20 protein-coding genes are annotated in these 15,109 nt (G+C 77.4%); 11 read left to right on the forward strand and 9 right to left on the reverse strand.

The window, feature by feature from the left end; translation table 11 throughout:
* Positions 1-63 precede the first annotated feature (63 nt).
* Positions 64-1,131: an iron-containing redox enzyme family protein gene (locus tag ABTX81_RS22860; RefSeq protein WP_350548584.1), complete on the forward strand. Its 1,068-nt coding sequence runs from the start codon at positions 64-66 to the stop codon at positions 1,129-1,131.
* A 30-nt stretch (positions 1,132-1,161) separates the two neighbouring features.
* Here the strand turns inward: ABTX81_RS22860 and ABTX81_RS22865 are convergent, their stop codons facing one another.
* Together ABTX81_RS22865 and ABTX81_RS22870 are read right to left on the reverse strand one after the other, a co-directional pair.
* Positions 1,162-1,350 carry a CDGSH iron-sulfur domain-containing protein gene (locus ABTX81_RS22865; protein ID WP_350548586.1) on the reverse strand — a complete coding sequence of 63 codons (189 nt, stop codon included), beginning with the start codon at positions 1,348-1,350 and terminating at the stop codon, positions 1,162-1,164.
* 79 nt (positions 1,351-1,429) lie between these two features.
* Positions 1,430-2,074: a HemK2/MTQ2 family protein methyltransferase gene (locus ABTX81_RS22870; RefSeq protein ID WP_350548588.1), complete on the reverse strand. Its 645-nt coding sequence runs from the start codon at positions 2,072-2,074 to the stop codon at positions 1,430-1,432.
* Positions 2,075-2,138: 64 nt separating this feature from the next.
* Here ABTX81_RS22870 and ABTX81_RS22875 point away from each other — a divergent pair, with 64 nt between their 5' ends.
* The gene (locus ABTX81_RS22875) at positions 2,139-2,855 is read left to right on the forward strand and encodes a GNAT family N-acetyltransferase (RefSeq protein WP_350548590.1); all 717 of its coding nucleotides are present in this window, start codon (positions 2,139-2,141) and stop codon (positions 2,853-2,855) included.
* Positions 2,856-3,545: 690 nt separating this feature from the next.
* Here the strand turns inward: ABTX81_RS22875 and ABTX81_RS22880 are convergent.
* Positions 3,546-4,481, reverse strand: coding sequence for a Rieske (2Fe-2S) protein (locus tag ABTX81_RS22880; RefSeq protein ID WP_350548592.1), 936 nt, complete (start codon positions 4,479-4,481; stop codon positions 3,546-3,548).
* Positions 4,482-4,737: 256 nt separating this feature from the next.
* Between ABTX81_RS22880 and ABTX81_RS22885 the strand changes: the two genes are divergently transcribed.
* Genes ABTX81_RS22885 through ABTX81_RS22895 form a run of 3 tightly spaced genes read left to right on the forward strand, consistent with a single transcriptional unit; the run spans position 4,738 to position 6,775 of the window.
* The gene (locus ABTX81_RS22885; protein ID WP_350548594.1) at positions 4,738-5,466 is read left to right on the forward strand and encodes a GAF and ANTAR domain-containing protein; all 729 of its coding nucleotides are present in this window, start codon (positions 4,738-4,740) and stop codon (positions 5,464-5,466) included.
* Between the two features lie 59 nt (positions 5,467-5,525).
* The gene (locus ABTX81_RS22890; protein ID WP_350548596.1) at positions 5,526-6,251 is read left to right on the forward strand and encodes a GAF and ANTAR domain-containing protein; all 726 of its coding nucleotides are present in this window, start codon (positions 5,526-5,528) and stop codon (positions 6,249-6,251) included.
* Between the two features lie 53 nt (positions 6,252-6,304).
* Complete coding sequence (locus ABTX81_RS22895) at positions 6,305-6,775, forward strand: ANTAR domain-containing protein (RefSeq protein ID WP_350548598.1); 471 nt, start codon at positions 6,305-6,307, stop codon at positions 6,773-6,775.
* A 46-nt stretch (positions 6,776-6,821) separates the two neighbouring features.
* Here the strand turns inward: ABTX81_RS22895 and ABTX81_RS22900 are convergent, their stop codons facing one another.
* The gene (locus ABTX81_RS22900; RefSeq protein ID WP_350548600.1) at positions 6,822-7,046 is read right to left on the reverse strand and encodes a hypothetical protein; all 225 of its coding nucleotides are present in this window, start codon (positions 7,044-7,046) and stop codon (positions 6,822-6,824) included.
* Between the two features lie 184 nt (positions 7,047-7,230).
* Between ABTX81_RS22900 and ABTX81_RS22905 the strand changes: the two genes are divergently transcribed.
* Entirely contained in the window at positions 7,231-7,689 is a 459-nt protein-coding gene (locus ABTX81_RS22905; RefSeq protein WP_350548602.1) for an SRPBCC family protein, read from the forward strand.
* A 68-nt stretch (positions 7,690-7,757) separates the two neighbouring features.
* Here ABTX81_RS22905 and ABTX81_RS22910 read toward each other — a convergent pair whose 3' ends face one another.
* Positions 7,758-8,579: a hypothetical protein gene (locus ABTX81_RS22910; RefSeq protein WP_350548604.1), complete on the reverse strand. Its 822-nt coding sequence runs from the start codon at positions 8,577-8,579 to the stop codon at positions 7,758-7,760.
* A gap of 131 nt (positions 8,580-8,710) precedes the next feature.
* On the opposite strand from ABTX81_RS22910, the gene ABTX81_RS22915 reads away from it, so the two are divergent.
* The gene (locus ABTX81_RS22915) at positions 8,711-9,145 is read left to right on the forward strand and encodes a hypothetical protein (RefSeq protein WP_350548606.1); all 435 of its coding nucleotides are present in this window, start codon (positions 8,711-8,713) and stop codon (positions 9,143-9,145) included.
* A 16-nt stretch (positions 9,146-9,161) separates the two neighbouring features.
* Here the strand turns inward: ABTX81_RS22915 and ABTX81_RS22920 are convergent, their stop codons facing one another.
* Positions 9,162-9,341: a hypothetical protein gene (locus ABTX81_RS22920; RefSeq protein WP_350548608.1), complete on the reverse strand. Its 180-nt coding sequence runs from the start codon at positions 9,339-9,341 to the stop codon at positions 9,162-9,164.
* Positions 9,342-9,563: 222 nt separating this feature from the next.
* On the opposite strand from ABTX81_RS22920, the gene ABTX81_RS22925 reads away from it, so the two are divergent.
* Complete coding sequence (locus ABTX81_RS22925) at positions 9,564-10,124, forward strand: type 1 glutamine amidotransferase domain-containing protein (protein ID WP_350548610.1); 561 nt, start codon at positions 9,564-9,566, stop codon at positions 10,122-10,124.
* 521 nt (positions 10,125-10,645) lie between these two features.
* Here ABTX81_RS22925 and ABTX81_RS22930 read toward each other — a convergent pair.
* From ABTX81_RS22930 to ABTX81_RS22940, 3 genes are all read right to left on the reverse strand, one after another.
* Positions 10,646-11,296 (reverse strand): HAD-IIIA family hydrolase, encoded by a 651-nt coding sequence (locus tag ABTX81_RS22930; RefSeq protein ID WP_350548612.1) that lies wholly within the window; start codon positions 11,294-11,296, stop codon positions 10,646-10,648.
* 71 nt (positions 11,297-11,367) lie between these two features.
* On the reverse strand, positions 11,368-11,928 hold the full coding sequence (locus tag ABTX81_RS22935) for a hemerythrin domain-containing protein (RefSeq protein WP_350548614.1): 561 nt from the start codon (positions 11,926-11,928) through the stop codon (positions 11,368-11,370).
* A 111-nt stretch (positions 11,929-12,039) separates the two neighbouring features.
* Positions 12,040-12,459: a DUF6098 family protein gene (locus ABTX81_RS22940; RefSeq protein ID WP_350548616.1), complete on the reverse strand. Its 420-nt coding sequence runs from the start codon at positions 12,457-12,459 to the stop codon at positions 12,040-12,042.
* Between the two features lie 193 nt (positions 12,460-12,652).
* Between ABTX81_RS22940 and ABTX81_RS22945 the strand changes: the two genes are divergently transcribed.
* The 3 genes from ABTX81_RS22945 to ABTX81_RS22955 are packed head-to-tail and all read left to right on the forward strand — an operon-like array spanning position 12,653 to position 15,001.
* Positions 12,653-13,192, forward strand: a complete 540-nt coding sequence (locus ABTX81_RS22945) for a hemerythrin domain-containing protein (protein WP_350548618.1) — start codon at positions 12,653-12,655, stop codon at positions 13,190-13,192.
* A gap of 33 nt (positions 13,193-13,225) precedes the next feature.
* Positions 13,226-14,005 carry a VOC family protein gene (locus ABTX81_RS22950; RefSeq protein WP_350548620.1) on the forward strand — a complete coding sequence of 260 codons (780 nt, stop codon included), beginning with the start codon at positions 13,226-13,228 and terminating at the stop codon, positions 14,003-14,005.
* Positions 14,006-14,014: 9 nt separating this feature from the next.
* Positions 14,015-15,001 carry an RNA-binding protein gene (locus tag ABTX81_RS22955; protein WP_350548622.1) on the forward strand — a complete coding sequence of 329 codons (987 nt, stop codon included), beginning with the start codon at positions 14,015-14,017 and terminating at the stop codon, positions 14,999-15,001.
* The last annotated feature ends 108 nt before the right edge of the window (positions 15,002-15,109 follow it).

The following is a 15,109-nucleotide window of genomic DNA, read 5'->3' on the forward strand; positions in this document are numbered from 1 at the left end:
GGGCCCGTTCCGGGGAAGCCGCCCGGCCGGAGCCCGACCCCGGACGCGGAGGAGGCGGACGGTATGGACCCACGGACAGAAGAGGCCCGCCCCATCGACGGCGCCCCCGGGCCGGCGGCGGCCCGGCGGGCACCGGCACCCCGGGGGCCGCTCTCCGCGGCCGTCCTCGCCCTGGTGACCGCAGGACCGCCCGGCGATGCGACGGCCGGGCCGGACGACGGCGGGTGGGCGGACGCGGTCCGGCGCGGTGACCCCTGGGGTGAGGACCACCAGCTCGCGCTGCACCTCTGCTACGAACTGCACGACCGCGGCCTGCCCGGCGTCCACCCCGGCTGGGAGTGGGACCCCGGGCTGCTCGCGCTCCGGCGCACCCTGGAACGCCCGTTCCTCGCCGCCGTCCGGGAGGCGGCCCGGCCCGTGCGGCCGCTCGCCGAGGCCGTCGAGCGCCTGCTGACCGCCGCCGGCGACGGTGGCCCGTCCGCGTACCTGGAGGCGGAGGGCGAGCGCTGGCAGGCCCGCGAGTACCTGGTGCACCGCTCGGTCTACCACCTCAAGGAGGCCGACCCGCAGCTGTGGCTGCTGCCCAGGATCCACGGCCCGGCCCAGGCGGTGCTGATGACCGTCACCTTCGACGAGTACGGCGCCGGGCGGCCGGAGAACGCCCACGCGCTGCTGTTCGCCCGGATGATGGCCGATCTCGGCCTGGAGCCGGCCTACGGCCACTACCTCGACGCGGTGCCCGCGCCGGCGCTGGCGGTGGTCAACCTGATGACGCTGTTCGGGCTGCACCGGGAGCTGCGCGGCGCGGCCGTCGGCCAGTTCGCCGCCATCGAGATCACCTCCTCGCCGGGCGCGGCTCGGCTGGCCGCCGCCCTGGAGCGTCTGGGGGCAGGGCCGGACGGCACCCTGTTCTACCGCGAGCACGTCGAGGCCGACGCGGTGCACGAGCAACTGGTCCGACGCGGGGTGATCGACGAACTGACGGCTACCGATCCCGAGTCGGCCGAGGACATCGCCTTCGGCCTGGCGGCGGCGGAGGCCGTCGACGACCGGTTCGCCGCCCACCTGCTGGACCACTGGCGGGCCGGCCGCAGCTCGCTGCGCTCACCCCTGCCCGACGGCCCCGGCTGAGGCGAAGCCGCGCCTGCGTCATCGGCGCCATCACCCGGGTCGAGGCACCGCCCGGTGCCGGCGGTGACTGGTGTCGCAGAACGGGCGGTGCCGGCTGCGCCGGCAGGCGCAGAGCGCGACCACCGGGCGCTCGCAGAGCCGGACCACGCCGTCCGGGCCGATCACCTCGACCGGGCCCTCCACCAGGATCGGCCCCTCGGCCAGGACCGTCACCCGCACCGGCGGACGACCGCCGCTCCTCGGCTCGCCTCCGGGCGCGCCGAGCCCGACGGGTCGGGTCCTCGGCTCACCGCCACCGTCACCGGACACCGCGCACCACCACCAACTCCTCCTCGCGCACCCCCACCGCGATCAGGCCCAGCCGTTCGAACAGCCCGGCCCGCTCCGTCATCACCGGTCCGAACGCCTGCCGGCGCCGGGCCGCCACGGTCGCCCGCAGCCCCGCGCCGCGCAGCGCGGCCAGCGTCCGCGGCACGTCCGCCAGCGAGGACTGCACCAGCAGCAGCACGCCGCCGGTGGTGAGCAGTCGTGGCACCTCGCGGCAGATCCGGTCGAGGACCAGGCGCCCGTCCGGCCCGGCGTCCCAGGCGAGTGCCGGGCCCGTCGGGCGGCCGGGCTCCTCGACCGGCACGTAGGGCGGGTTGGCGGCGACCAGGTCGAAGCGCCGCCCGTGGACGGGGTCGGTCAGATCGCCGCGGCACAGCTCGACGCGGCTGCGGCGCAGCCGGGTGTTCACCCAGGCCGCGAGCACGGCGCGGGCCGAGAGGTCCACCGCCGTCACCCGCGCCCCGGTCCGCGCGGCCGCGAGCGCGACCACCCCCGTCCCGGTCCCGAGGTCCAGCACCCGGCTGGCCCCGTCGAGGCGCTCGCGGCGCAGGCAGGAGACCAGGAGTTCGGTGTCGCCCTGGGGCCGGTAGACCCCGGGCGGTCTGATCAGCAGCATGCCGAGCGGCTGCCCCACCGCGCCCGCCCCACACCCCGGACGGGCCGCCTGGCAGGATCGGGCCGTGGAGAAGGATCCGTTACTGGTGAGGGCCCGGGGGCTGTGGCGGGAACTGGCGTCGGCGCCGGTCGTGTTCGGCGCGGAGGACGAGGTCGACGTGGTGGCCGCGCCCGGGTCGAGGTTCGGCCCGCCCGGCTGGGTGGGCGTCGTGGTCCTCGGCGGGGCGGCGGTCGTGACCGCGCCGACCGGGGACGCCGCCGACCGGGTTCGCGAGGCCCTGGCCGGGGTGCCGGCCAGCGCGCTGACCGACCCCGGGGCGCTCGCGAAGGCGTTACCGACCGGCCGGCTGCTCGGGCCGGCCGCGCTCGCCTACGTCGCGGACGCCGGCTTCCGTCCGCTCGCCGCCGCAGGCGTGGAGCAACTGCCGGCCGGGCATCCGGAGCTGGCCGGTCTCGAACGGGCCGCCGGCGCGGCGGACGCCGACGAGGCGGGCCTCGACGAGATCACCTCGCCCGCGTTCGCCGTCCGGGTGGACGGCCGGGTCGCCGCCGCGGCCGGCTACCGCCGCTGGCCGGCCCGCACGGCGCACCTGGCCGTACTGACCGCGCCCGGCCTGCGGGGCCGGGGCCTCGCGCGGGCGGCCGGCTCCGCCGCCGTGCGGCACGCGCTCGCGCAGGGCCTGCTGCCGCAATGGCGGGCCAGGGTCCCGGCGTCGCGGAGGGTGGCGGCCGCGCTCGGATTCGCCGAACTCGGCTTCCAGCTCAGCGTCGAGCCGGCCTGAGCGCGCCGGCCGGCGAAGTGCGGCGGCGTCCGGCTCGCAGTGCGTCTGCACCCGCCCGGGGCGGCCGCCGGAGCTGTGCGGGAGCGCGGCGAACTCCGGGCCCGGGAGGTGGCGGGCTACGGCGGGCAAGGGGTCGGGTATCTACCCGGGAGCGGCCTGCGATCTCGGCGGCCGCGCGTTGTCGGCGGGTCGGGGGCCACCGCTGAAGGAGCGGCCCGTGCGGCCGGCATCAGGGCGGCGCGGGGAGCGGTTCGGCGTCCGGCTCGTAGTGCGTCTGCACCCGCCCGGGGTAGGCGCCGGAGCTGTTCGGTAGCCCGGTGAGGTCGGGGCCCGGGAGGTGGTGGGACCACCGGTCGGTGTGGGGCTACGGCGGGCGCCAGGCCTCTACCCCGGCGCGGCCGGTCGGGGGGCGGCGCCGGATCGCGGGCCGACCCGGCCGGACCGCACCGGGCGGGTCCGCGCCGGGGTGAGCGCTCTCCGCCGGTCGGCGGCCGGGGCGAGGGCGGCGAGGCAGGCCGTCCGGGCCAGGGATGGCGGGCGGCCACCGGCCCCGTCGGCCGCACAGGTCGCCGTGTGGGCGGTCGGTACGGCCGGGCGGCGGACGTGACCGTGGACGTGGTCGGATGGAACCGCCCGAGGACGGGAGGGCGGGCACGGTTCCCCGGTCCGCCCGGGTCCGGTCCGGCCGGGTCAGCCCGCGCCCGGGAGGCGGATCTCCAGGTGCCCGGAGAGCGCCCGCGCCTGGAGGACCGGCTGCGGGGCGGTGGCCGGGCCGCGGACGACCTCGCCGTCGCGCAGGCGGAACTCGCTCCCGTGCCACGGGCAGCGCAGGCACCCGTCCACCACGGTGCCCTCGGCCAGCGGGCCGGACAGGTGGGCGCAGCGCTCGGCGAGGACGTGCCAGCGGTCCTCCGTGTCGTGCACCACGACCACCGCCAGCCCGTCGACCGTGCGCCGGACCGGTTCGCCCGGCGGGAAGTCCTCGACCGGCCCCACCCCGATCCAGTCCGGGGGCGCCAGCCGGTGCACGGCCGCCGCCCGGTTGGGGCCGGCCGCCTGCCGGTAGGAGAGCTGGCCGCCGAGCACGCCGCCGACCGACACGGCGGTCAGACCGGCCAGGCCGAGCAGCCGGCCCCGCAGCGGCCGGTGGCGGCAGCGGGCCAGCAGCGAGGCGGCGAACAGCAGGACACCGGTGGTGTTGGCGGCGGCGTGCACCAGGCCGGTGCGCCGCCGCGGCGGGTCCAGAGAGGCCCAGTCCGCCCAGCCCGCCACGGCGGCGGGCCCGGCCGTCGCCAGCCCGGCGGCGACCAGGACGCCCGCCGCCCGGCGGTTGCCGGGCAGGCTGTCCAGGAGTTCCGCCGAGATCCAGCAGCCGATCGGCAGCTGGACCAGCGCCGGGTGCAGCGGGTGGCCGAGCCAGACGCCGTGCAGCAGATCGCGCGAGCGGCCGAGCGGCAGCCCGTTCAGCGCGTCGGCGAGCGGTGCGGCGAGGCGGTCCAGGAAACGCCAGTCGGCCGGTGCGTCCAGGGCGTCGCGCAGCCGCCGGGAGCACGGCCCGCCCTGGGGGGAGTCATGGAAGGCCCGGGAGGCAAGGGAGCCATCGGAGTCATGGGAGGAAGTGTCCATACCCGGCGGCTAGCCGACCGGCGCACGGCCAAACCCGTCGGACCGTGATCCGCCGCCCGCCCCGGACCGGTGTGCCCCGGCCGATCCGGGGTAGGCGCTGTGCCGTCGCGGAGGACCGGTCGCCCGGGGGCGGCCGTCCTATACTGCGGTGATCACGGTGGCCCCCGTGATCACCGGACGCGGCCGGCCGCCGCGCCCCGCCGGTCCGGCGGCGGAGACCCGCCCCGGCGGGAGACGACGAAGAACGAGGCAGGAGATGGCCGATCTGACGCGCATCGCTCAGATCATGGCCGAGGCCGTCAACGGTCCGGGCCGGCCCGCGCTGCCCGAACGGCTCTGCGGCGCCTGCGTCGAGGCGCTGGCCATGGACGCCGCCGCGATCACCCTGATGGCCGACACCGGCCACCGCGCCGGCGTCTGGGCGAGCGACGAGAACGCCCGGCGGCTGGAGGAGCGCCAGTTCGCGCTCGGCGAGGGCCCGGGCGTGGACGCCTTCCGGCTGCGCCGCCCGGTGCTCGTCCCCGACCTGTTCGCCCCCGAGGAGGAACGCTGGCCGGTGCTGGCCACGACGCTCGGCGCCCAGGGCGCCGAGGCCCGCGGGCTGCGCCGGGTGCACGCCTTCCCGCTGCACCTGGGCGCCTCCTGCATCGGCGTGCTCAGCCTCCACCGGGCCGCTCCCGGGATGCCGGAGCTGTCGGAGATCGCCGACATCCAGGTCGCCGCCACCACCGTCACCCTCGCCCTCGTCGGCTCCTTCGTCGCGGCGCCGGACAGTGCGACGGCGCGGCCGTGGCTGGACGACACCCCGCTCAACGGCGTGGAGGTGGACCAGGCGGTCGGCATGATCATGGTGCAGCTGGGCGTACGGGCCGGCGAGGCCCTCGACCGGCTGCGTGCCCACGCCTTCGCGCGCGACGAGGAGATCGACGAGATCGCGCGCCAGGTGGTGCGGCGCGAGCTGCGCTTCACGGAGGAGGACCGATGACTGATGACCTCGGACACCACGCGGGCGTAGCCTGGCCCATGGGGGAAAGGAAGGCGGTCATGACGCGCGAGGCCCGGGCGGCCGAGGCGTTCGCGGGCCTCACCGGCACGCTGGTCGGGCCCGACTACGACACGGTCGAGTTCCTGCACCGGCTCACCGAGGTGTGCATGACCCTCAGCGGTGTGGCGGGCGCCGGGCTGGTCGTCGCCGACCGTGCCGGCGAACTGCGCGACATCGCCTACTCCAGCGAGCGGGTCCGCCGGCTGGAGACCCTGCAGATCGCCATCGGCGAAGGCCCCTGCCTGGACTGCCACCGCATCGGCGACGAGGTCGTCGTCCCGGACCTGCGCGAGGCCGGCGGGCGCTGGCCGAGGTTCGCCCCGGCGGCGCTGGAGGCCGGCTTCCGCGCGGTGCGGGCGGTGCCGCTGCGCCTGGACGGCCGGACCGTCGGCGCGCTCAACCTCTTCGACGGCCGGGCGACCGCCGAGCCGGGCGGGGACGTCCCGGAACTCGTCCAGGCGCTCGCCGACCTCGCGGTGATCGCTCTGCTGCACCGCCGGCACGGCCGTCGGATGACCGCCGCCGAGGAGATCACCGCCGCGCTGGCCGACCGGACCACGATCGAACAGGCGAAGGGCATCCTCGCCGAGGCGGGCGGCCTCGACATGGACGTCGCCTTCCAGGTGCTCCGCAGCCACGCCCGGCGCAGCGGCACCGGCGTCGCGGACGCCGCCCGGTCGCTGGTCGAGGGCCGGGTGACGCCGGCCGTCCTGCTCGTGGGCTGAACCGGCTCCCCGCACCCGGCGGCGCCCGGGCTCCCGCGTACAACCTGATCCCCGTGTACAGCCCGGTTCCCGCTATCCGCGTCCAGGGGGAGGGCCAGGTCGTGGTGCGGATCGAAGCCGGACGCCCGGGGCGGTTCACCGGCCGCGCCCGCCGCTGCGGTATCCGCACCGTGGTCGCGGCGCACCTGCGGACCCACGGGTGCACGGGCTTCAGTGCCTGTCTGCTCTCCCCGGAGGAGCCCGGGGCGCCGGTGCTGCGGCTGGTCGCGGCGCTCGCGCTCCGGTCGTCGATCGCCCTGGACCGCTCCGCGCCGGCCCGGACGGTGGCCGACCTGCTGGACCGGCGGCACGCCACGGGCCGGGCGATGGGCGTGGGGATGGAGCGCTACGGGGTGGCCCCGCACACCGCGCTGATGCTGCTCGCCCGGGCGGCCCAGCGGCTGGACACCGACCTCGGCACGGTCGCCCGCCACCTGACCGACCGTGACCGCCCGCCCGTCCGTACGGCCCCGGACCAGCGCTGACCCGCGGCAGGGGGCGCGCGCCGAGCGGCGCACGCCCCGTCGTGCGTCAGCGGGCGGCCGCCGCCATCGTCTCGCGCACCGAGACCAGGCACGGATCGCAGTAGCGGTCCGGCACCCCGGCCGGCCCCTCAATGCCGTTCGGGACGACGCGGCGGGACAGCTCCAGCAGCTGCCCGCAGAGCGCCGTCGACGCGTCGTCCTTCGACACCACGTGCCACACCAGGCCCGACGGCTCCACCGCCGGATCGGACTCGGCCCACATCTCGTACACGACTGCCTCCCGGAGCAGGGGATCGGGGATTCCCATGCAATCCCGGGCGGCGCCGGTCGGCCACCGGGTGGCACCCACTGGGACGGTTCTTCGCCGACCGGGGTGGTTACCGGCGCGGGACCGGGGCAGGCGCGCGGTCGAGGCCGGGAAGGGCCCGGCCGCACCCAGCAGCGGGAGGCACCGGATGAGCATGGTCAAGGAGTCGGTCGACGTCGACGTGCCGCTGCACGCCGCGTACGACCAGTGGACGCTGTTCGAGGAGTTCCCCCGGTTCATGGAGGGCGTCGACGCGGTGACCCAGCTGGACGACCGCCACAACCACTGGCGGACCAGCATCGGCGGGGTCACCCGCGAGTTCGACACCGAGATCGTCGACCAGCTGCCGGACGAGCGGATCGCCTGGCGGACCGTCGACGGCGACGTGGACCAGAAGGGCGTCGTCAGCTTCCAGCGGATCGACGCCGCGCACACCCGGGTCAGCCTGGCCATCGACTTCCGGCCCGAGGGGATGGCCGAGAAGGCCGGTGCCGCCCTGGGCATGGTCGACCGGCGGGTCAAGGGCGACCTGCGGCGGTTCAAGGACTTCATCGAGGAACGGGGCCGGGCGGAAGGAGGCTGGCGGGGCCGGATCAGCCCGGGCTGATCCCCTCGCGCGGCCAGCGGCCCCGGACCCCGTCGAACGACGGGGTCCGGGGCCGTTCCGTGCCGGGCTCAGCCGATTCCGGGGACGTCGCCCTCGGCGTCCTCCGGTCCCTCGGCACCCTCGACCTCCTCCGGGGTCTCGATGCCCGGCCATTCGGTGCGGTCCTCGGCGCCGCGCCCCGCCGTTTCGTCACCCTCCGTGCCGATGCGCCGAATCCGCACCGACTCCTCCTCGGCCGACAGCCCGGCCGTGTCGCCCGGCGCGGCGGCGCGCAGGTCGCTGCGCGGGTCCAGCGGGTCGAGCCGCCCGGCGGCGGGTTCCGGGGAACCGGCCAGCTGGTCCGCCTCGGGCTCCTCCTGCGCCAGCCGGGCGTCCAGCGACTCGCCGGCCGCCTGCTCGGCCCCGGTGGTGCCGAAGGACTCGGCGGCCACCGGCGCGTCCACCGGAACGGCCTGCACCTGAGGGTCGTTCGACCACTGCTGCGACGGCGAGCCGTCCTGGAGGTCCGGGACGCCCTCGTCCTCCGGCTCGGCGGCGGGGTCGTGGCTGCGCGGCCCGGTCTCCGGCTCCCACACCGGGGCCTCTCCGGGCGTCTCGTAGCCCGGCCCGTCCCGGGGCGGCGGGTCGACGGCCGACGGGGCCCGGTGCTCGGCGCGGGCGTGGTCCTCGCCGGGCACGACGCCCGGTGCGGGGCCCTCGGCGATCTCCGGCTGCTGCTCGTCGCTGCCGGCCACGTTCGGCGTGCCGCCCTTGCCGATCGGCGCCGGCCGCCGTTCCGTCTCCCTGCCGGCCTCCGTTCCGGGGCGGGGCCGGCGCGTGCCGGCGGTGTCGGCCGGCCCGGTCGCGCCGCCCATGTCGTGCAGCGGCCGTTCCCGCGCTGACTCGGTCATGGTGTCCTCCCGGTCTCGGACTTCGGCGGTCGTGGGCCGGCGCCGACGCCGGCCCACCGCGCGCCTACCCCGGCCCCGCCCGTCGATACCGGGAGACGGTTGCCCCGGCGTCCGCCGGGTAGGCGCCGGACGTGGAGCACTACGAACCCCCGGCGGACAGCGGGCCCGGCGCGCACGACGCGGCCGAGTACGACCTGTGCGACCACTGCGGCCAGGCGGTCCTCGACGTGGACCTGCTCGGCGCGCTCGTCCCGGACTCCTCCGCCGTCCACGTCTCCGACCCCGGACTCGACGGCAGGCGGGTCGTCACCGCCTGCTCGCCCGAGCACCTCGCCGCGCTGATCGACGTCTACCGCAACCGCCCGTTCGTCCACGAGGAGCAGTGGGCCGCCAAGGTCTGCCGCACCCTCGCCGAGTACGACGAGCCGGTACCGCTCACAATGGTCGCCGCGCTCAGCGGACTCTCCGAGCACCAGGCGCAGCGCGGGGTGGACTGGCACAACGCCCGCGCCCGCGAATGGCGCGCCCGCTACGGGAACACCGGCGCCGACGGCGCGGGGGACTGAGCGGACGGCTGCGCCGTCACGGCGCCGCCCGGTCGGCGGCGGGCGGTTCGGCACCGTCGTCCGTCTCGTCCCCCGCCGGGACCGGCTCCGGTTCCTCCTCCGGGTCCGCGCCCTCGCGTCGCGGATCGGGCTCCCCGTCCGGCCGCCCGGCCGCCTGGTTCACACTGACGGCCCACGAGCGTCGTCTGGCACTCACCACTGCCTCCCTCGACTCCGGACGGGCCCCGTGCCCGCCGGTGGCCTGCGGCTCCCCGGCGCCGCGGCCGGCCACACCCGTAGTCCACCGCGATCCGCCGTCCCGAGCCACTCGGCCGGCTGTGCATACCGGGCGCCGTCCCGGGTACCCGCCCGCGTCCGGGGGCCATCGAGCCCTGCCCACCGCCTCCCGCCCCGGGAGCCCGCCGACCAGGAGGAGAGCATGACCCGCGAGAGCAAGGCCCTGGTGATCGTCACCAACTACGGCGTCGAGCAGGACGAACTCCTCGTCCCGCTGCGCCACCTGCGCGACGACGGCGTCCGGGTCGACATCGCCGCCGTCTCGGAGGACGACATCCAGACCCTCGTCGGGGACAAGGACCCCGGTGAGACGGTCCGCCCCACCCACACCCTCGGCCAGGTCGACGCCGCCGACTACGACCTGCTGCTGATCCCCGGCGGCACCGTCAACGCCGACACCCTCCGGCTCCAGGAGGAGGCCGTCGGCCTGGTGCGCGCCTTCGCCGGCACCGGCCGGGCCGTCGCCGCCATCTGCCACGGCCCCTGGCTGCTCGCCGAGGCCGGTGTCGCCGACGGCAAGCGGCTGACCTCGTACGCGTCGCTGCGCACCGACCTCACCAACGCGGGCGCCGAGTGGACGGACGAGCCGCTGGTGGAGGACGACACCGGCGGCTGGCCCCTGGTCACCTCCCGCAACCCGGGCGACCTCGGCCCGTTCACCCAGGGCATCGACGCCGCCCTCCGCCGCCCCGTTCCCAGCTGACGGCCCACCACCCGTCCCCGGCCGACGGCACCGAAGAGGCCGTCGGCCGGGGGCGGACGCCGTCCGGACCACGAGCGGCGCGGGCGGCGGCGGTGGGCGGTCACCCGCGTGGTGCGAGCGCGCGGCCAACGAGCCGGACGGCGAACAGCCTGACCGTGATGGCCACCGGCCTGGGCAATGTCGGTGCCCTCGCCGCCCTCGCCCACCGGAGGGGCGGGCGCTGCCCCGGTCCGGCGCCGTGCATCGGCTCTCCCGGCTGGTCGCAAAGGACCCGGGTGCCGGCCCGCTACGGCTGCCGTTCACCCGATGCGGCCTCGGATCGGCTGCTCGACACGGGCCCCGGCGGCGGGCCGGTGGCCCCGTCGACGGTGCCCCCTCCGCCCGACGGCCTGCACGGGTCGGCCGGAGGCCGGATGCTGTCGCTGTCCGGGGCACGAGCGGTGCGGGCGGCGGTAGCCGGGGGTGCCTCGGTCGGCGGGTTGCTGCGGGTCCCCGGGCCGGCCGGCGGTGCTGTCGGGGTGTCAGCCGTGCAGCAGGAGGTCGGCGGCGTGTTCGGGGCCGGTGGCGGTGCGGCAGACGGCGGGGACGCACGGTGGGCACGGGTCGGCCGGGGGGCGGGCGCTGTCCGGGACGCGGACGGCGCGGGCGCCGGCGGTCAGGGCGGCCTCGATCAGCGGGTCGCCATGGGCCACCACCGTGACGAGGGACGGCGGCAGGGCGAGCGCGCGCCAGGCGGCGGTCACCAGGCCGGTCGTCGGCGGGCGGCAGTCGCAGCCGTCGTGCGGTCCGTGCGGGCAGACCGCCCACACGTCGACCGGCCCGAGCAGCAGCTCGGTACGGGCCTGCACCGCCTCGACCTGCTCGCGCCGCAGCACGCAGCGGGCGACGCCGGGCTGCGTGCTCAGCACGCCGACCGCGAAGCCGGCCGCCCGCAGGGCGGCGAGCGCGGCCCGGACGCCGGCCAGTGGATGGACCGCGCCGGGGTCGCCGTTGCAGGAGACGTCCTGGATCAGCGTGCCGTCCCGGCCGAACAGGACGGCGCCGGTCCGCGCGCCCTCCGCCGCCGCGCGGTGCGGCTCGCGGAGGAACAGCCAGGCACCGGGCCGTGTCGCGGATCCACCCGCCGGGCGGGGGCCCGGGACGGTCGTCACGGTGCTGTCGAAGTACGCCATACCCCTGCGGGTTGCCGCCGGGCGCCGGTCGAAACGGATCTGACGTGCCGTCCACCGGGTGTCGCCGCCGGTCACGGCGAGTGCGGCCGGTCGGCGCTGTCGTGCCCGGTGAACCGGTCGCGCACGGAGGCGATCGCCCCAGTGCCGGGCGGCAGCCCCCACACGGGGGAGCCCGGACCGCTCCGCCGGGCCTCGGCCAGGCGGTCGGCGCAGCGCCGCAGCTCCGCCGCCGGGACGGCCGCGCGGACCAGCGGGAAGAGGCGCTCGTTCTCGCCGTCCAGGTGGGCGCGCAGGACGACCAGCAGGGAGCCGGTGCAGTGGGTGCGGTCGGCGGCCGGCAGCCGTTCGTCCATCGCCCGCGCCAGCAGCCGCCGCACCGTGGTGTGGGTGTGGGCGGCGGCGTCCGCGAGCGCCTGCCCGGCCGGCAGGTGGTGGCGGACCAGGGGGTAGAAGTAGGTCTCCTCGGCGGTCAGGTGCTCGTCGAGGAGACGGCTGAGCTCGGCCAGCAGCCGGCGCCCGTCCGTGACGGCGTGCTCACCCCGCGCGTGCACGGCGTCGAGCCGGCGCAGCAGGGCCTCCGTCGCGCGGTGGGCGGTGGACAGTTCACACAGGAGGCCTTCCGGGCCGTTCATGGTGCCTCCGTGCGGGCGGGTGCGGGAGGTCGGGCGACTCCCGCCGGATGTCGGGCGACCCCGGCGTCTGCCCGCTGCGGCCCGCTTCAACCGCGCCGTGGCGGCCGAGCTCTACGAGGAGCGGTCCGCGGAGTCGCGGCCGGGCGCGAAGCGCTCCCGGTAGCGCTCGGCGGCCTGGGCGAGCAGCCTCGGGCCCAGCCAGGCGAGCGGCAGCGGGTCCGCGATCAGCGGCTCGTGGTCCGGGCCGGTGCCGGCCACCCGGCCGGTGAGGATCCACGGCCGCCGGTCGGAGCGCTTCTCCGCGAGGTGCGCGTAGCTGAACACCCGGCGGGCCACCCAGTCGGCGGCCGGCCGCGGCCACCAGGGCTCCGGCCGCAGCGGGGTGACGGACAGACCGGGCAGCGGCACGTCGGCCTCGTGGTCCAGGCTGCCCGCGGCGTCCGCCCCGGGGCCCCGCGAGTAGCGCAGGTAGACGTCGAGGTCGCCGGTGGCGACGGCGGTCAGCAGCTCCAGGTCGTCGATCAGCTCCATGGGGACCCCGCAGGCGTTTCCCCCCGTCCGACTGGCCGTCCCGGCGCTCGTTCCGGAGCCGGGACGTGCCGGGCGCCTGCCCGCGGTGCGCCGCCCCAACCGCCCGTGCGGCCGCCGTGCGGCGTTTGCCGCCGGGCGGCCCGGGGACACGCCGTGCTGCCGGGAGGGCCGGTCGAGACGGAGGAGCGCGGCCATGTCGAACGATGCGATCGTCCTGCTGCGGGAGGACCACAAGGAAGTGCGGCGGCTCTTCCGGGCGTACCGGGGCCTGCCGGACCGGTCGGACGGGTCGGACGGGTCGGGCGGGGACGGTTCCGGCGGGGAGACGGCCCGGCGCGAGGCGGTCGAGCGGATCGTCGAGGCGCTGACCGTGCACACCTACCTGGAGGACGAACTCCTCTACCCGAGGGTGCGGGAGGCCGTCCCCGAACTCGCCGGCGAGATGCGGCGCGCCCACGAGGAGCACCACGTCGCCGGCCTGCTCTGCGAGGAGCTCAGCCGGATGGGGCCGACGGACGAGGAGTTCGACGCCAAGACGGAGGTGCTGATGGACGCCGTCGAGCGGCACATCCAGGAGGAGGAGGGCACCTGGTTCCCCCGGGTGCGGGCCGCCCTCGGCCGCAAGGAACTGCAGCTCATGGGCGAGCGGATGCGGGCGGTGCGCGAGACGGCGCCGCGCCGCCCGTCCGGTGCCGGTGTCCTCCACCGCGTGGCGGACGCCCTGGAGGGCTGAGCCGTGCTCCGGAACGGCACCGAGCGTGCCGCCGTGGCCGAGCCGCCGTGCTGCGTGCCGGCCGTGCCCTGCTGGGTGAGCCTGCTCAGCCGGGACCTGGCGGCCGCCACCGCCTTCTACGGGCCCCTGCTCGGCTGGACCTTCCGCCCGGTGCCCAGCTCCTGGGGGCCGTACCTGCACGGCACCGCCGACGGCACGGTGGTGGCGGGTCTCGCCGGGACGGCCGCCGGCCGGCAGCTGCCGGCGGGGTGGACCACCTACTTCGGCACCGAGGACGCGGACGCCGCCGCCGAGCGGATCCGCTCCGGCGGTGGCACCGTGGCGGTCGGCCCGCTCGCCGTCGACGGCGGCCGGATGCTGCTGGGCGCCGACTCCCAGAACGCCGCCTTCGGCCTCTGGCAGGGCCGGGCCCGCCCGCCGGGGCGGCCGTGCGGACCGGGCGCACCGGTCTGGACCGAGCTGCGCACCCGCGACGCGTTCGCCGCCGCCCTCTTCTACGCCCGGGTCTTCGACTGGGCCGACCGCGACCGGGACCGGTACGAGGTGCGCTACGAGCACGACCGGGTGGTGCTGCGGGTCGACGGCCGTGCCGCCGCCGCCCTGCGCGACGGCGGCGCGGAGGGCCCCGCCGAGCCGCTTCCGCCGCCCGGCTGGCACGTCCACTTCGAGGTCCCGGACGTCGACGGAGCGACGGCCCGCGCCGTGCGGCTGGGCGGCGCCGTCGTCCGGCCGCCCGCCGCCACCCCCTACGGCCGGGTGGCCGCCCTCCACGACACGGAGGGCGGCCTGTTCCACCTGGTCGAGCCACCGTAGGGTGTTCCGGTGCCCGAGATCGGAGTCCACCGCGTCACCAAGTACGACCCCGCCGACCGCGACGGGGACGGCTGCTACGTGGGGCCACTGGACTCCGACTGCGACGAGGGGCCGGTCGAGGCCGCGTACTTGGCGACCGTTGCCGCCTTCGCGCGGGCGGCCGGGGTGGAGCGGCTGACCGTCCGTGACCCGGAGCTCTCCGGCAGCGGTCACTTCGACGCCGGCCCGGATCCGGCCGCCCACGACCTCGTCGGCCTGTTCGCCGAACCGGCCGACTTCCACGACGGCGCCGAGGTGGACCTCGCCACCGCGGTCGAACTGGTCCGGGCGATGCTGCGGGGCGACGGCGCGTGGTGCCTGCTGGAGGCGGCGGACCGCTTCTTCGTGCACGTCGGCTGGGACCAGTACATGTACATCGGCACCGCCGGGCCGACCGGCCCCGGAGTGGACCGCGCGCGGGAGCTGGGGCTGTTCCCGGAACCGCTCGCCGCCTCCCCGTACGCGCCCGAACCCGACGGAAGCGCACCGGAACCGCCGGCCGACGAGGCGTACTGGGCACGGCTGCGGCGCGCGGTCGCGGCGGGGCAGGCCCACCTGTTGGAGGAACGCTTCGCCGCCAACACCGCGCGCTGGCACTGGCTCACCCCCGGCACCGTGGACGCCGTGCGCGGCCGCCTCGCGCCGCGCTCCCGGCTGGACGTCCGGCCGGACCCCTTCACGGCGGACCCGGACGCCGTCCTCGGCGCGCTCGACCCGGCCGGCAGCCACTACGTCCTGCGCGAGCACGCCGACGGCCGGCTCGCCGCCTGCTGGATCGACCCGGAGGACGCGGAGGACACGGCCGCCGCCCTCGCCGGTGTCCGCCGGCTGGCCGTCCTCTCCGACGACGCCCGCATCCTGCCCACCGCCGTCCTCCCCGACCCCGACGGCATCGTCCGCGTCCGCGGACGCGGCTGCCCCTCCACCGGAACCGCCCGGCCCGGACCGCCGGGGTGAGGCCGGAGATCCCCGACAGGCCGTCGACGAGCGTCCGCCGCCGCCCCTGGTCGACGCTGCGCCGGGTGACGGCCAGGACGTCCACGTCACTGGCCGGGGCGAGGCCCC

Source organism: Kitasatospora sp. NPDC097605, assembly GCF_040302725.1.
Classification (GTDB): Bacteria; Actinomycetota; Actinomycetes; order Streptomycetales; family Streptomycetaceae; genus Kitasatospora.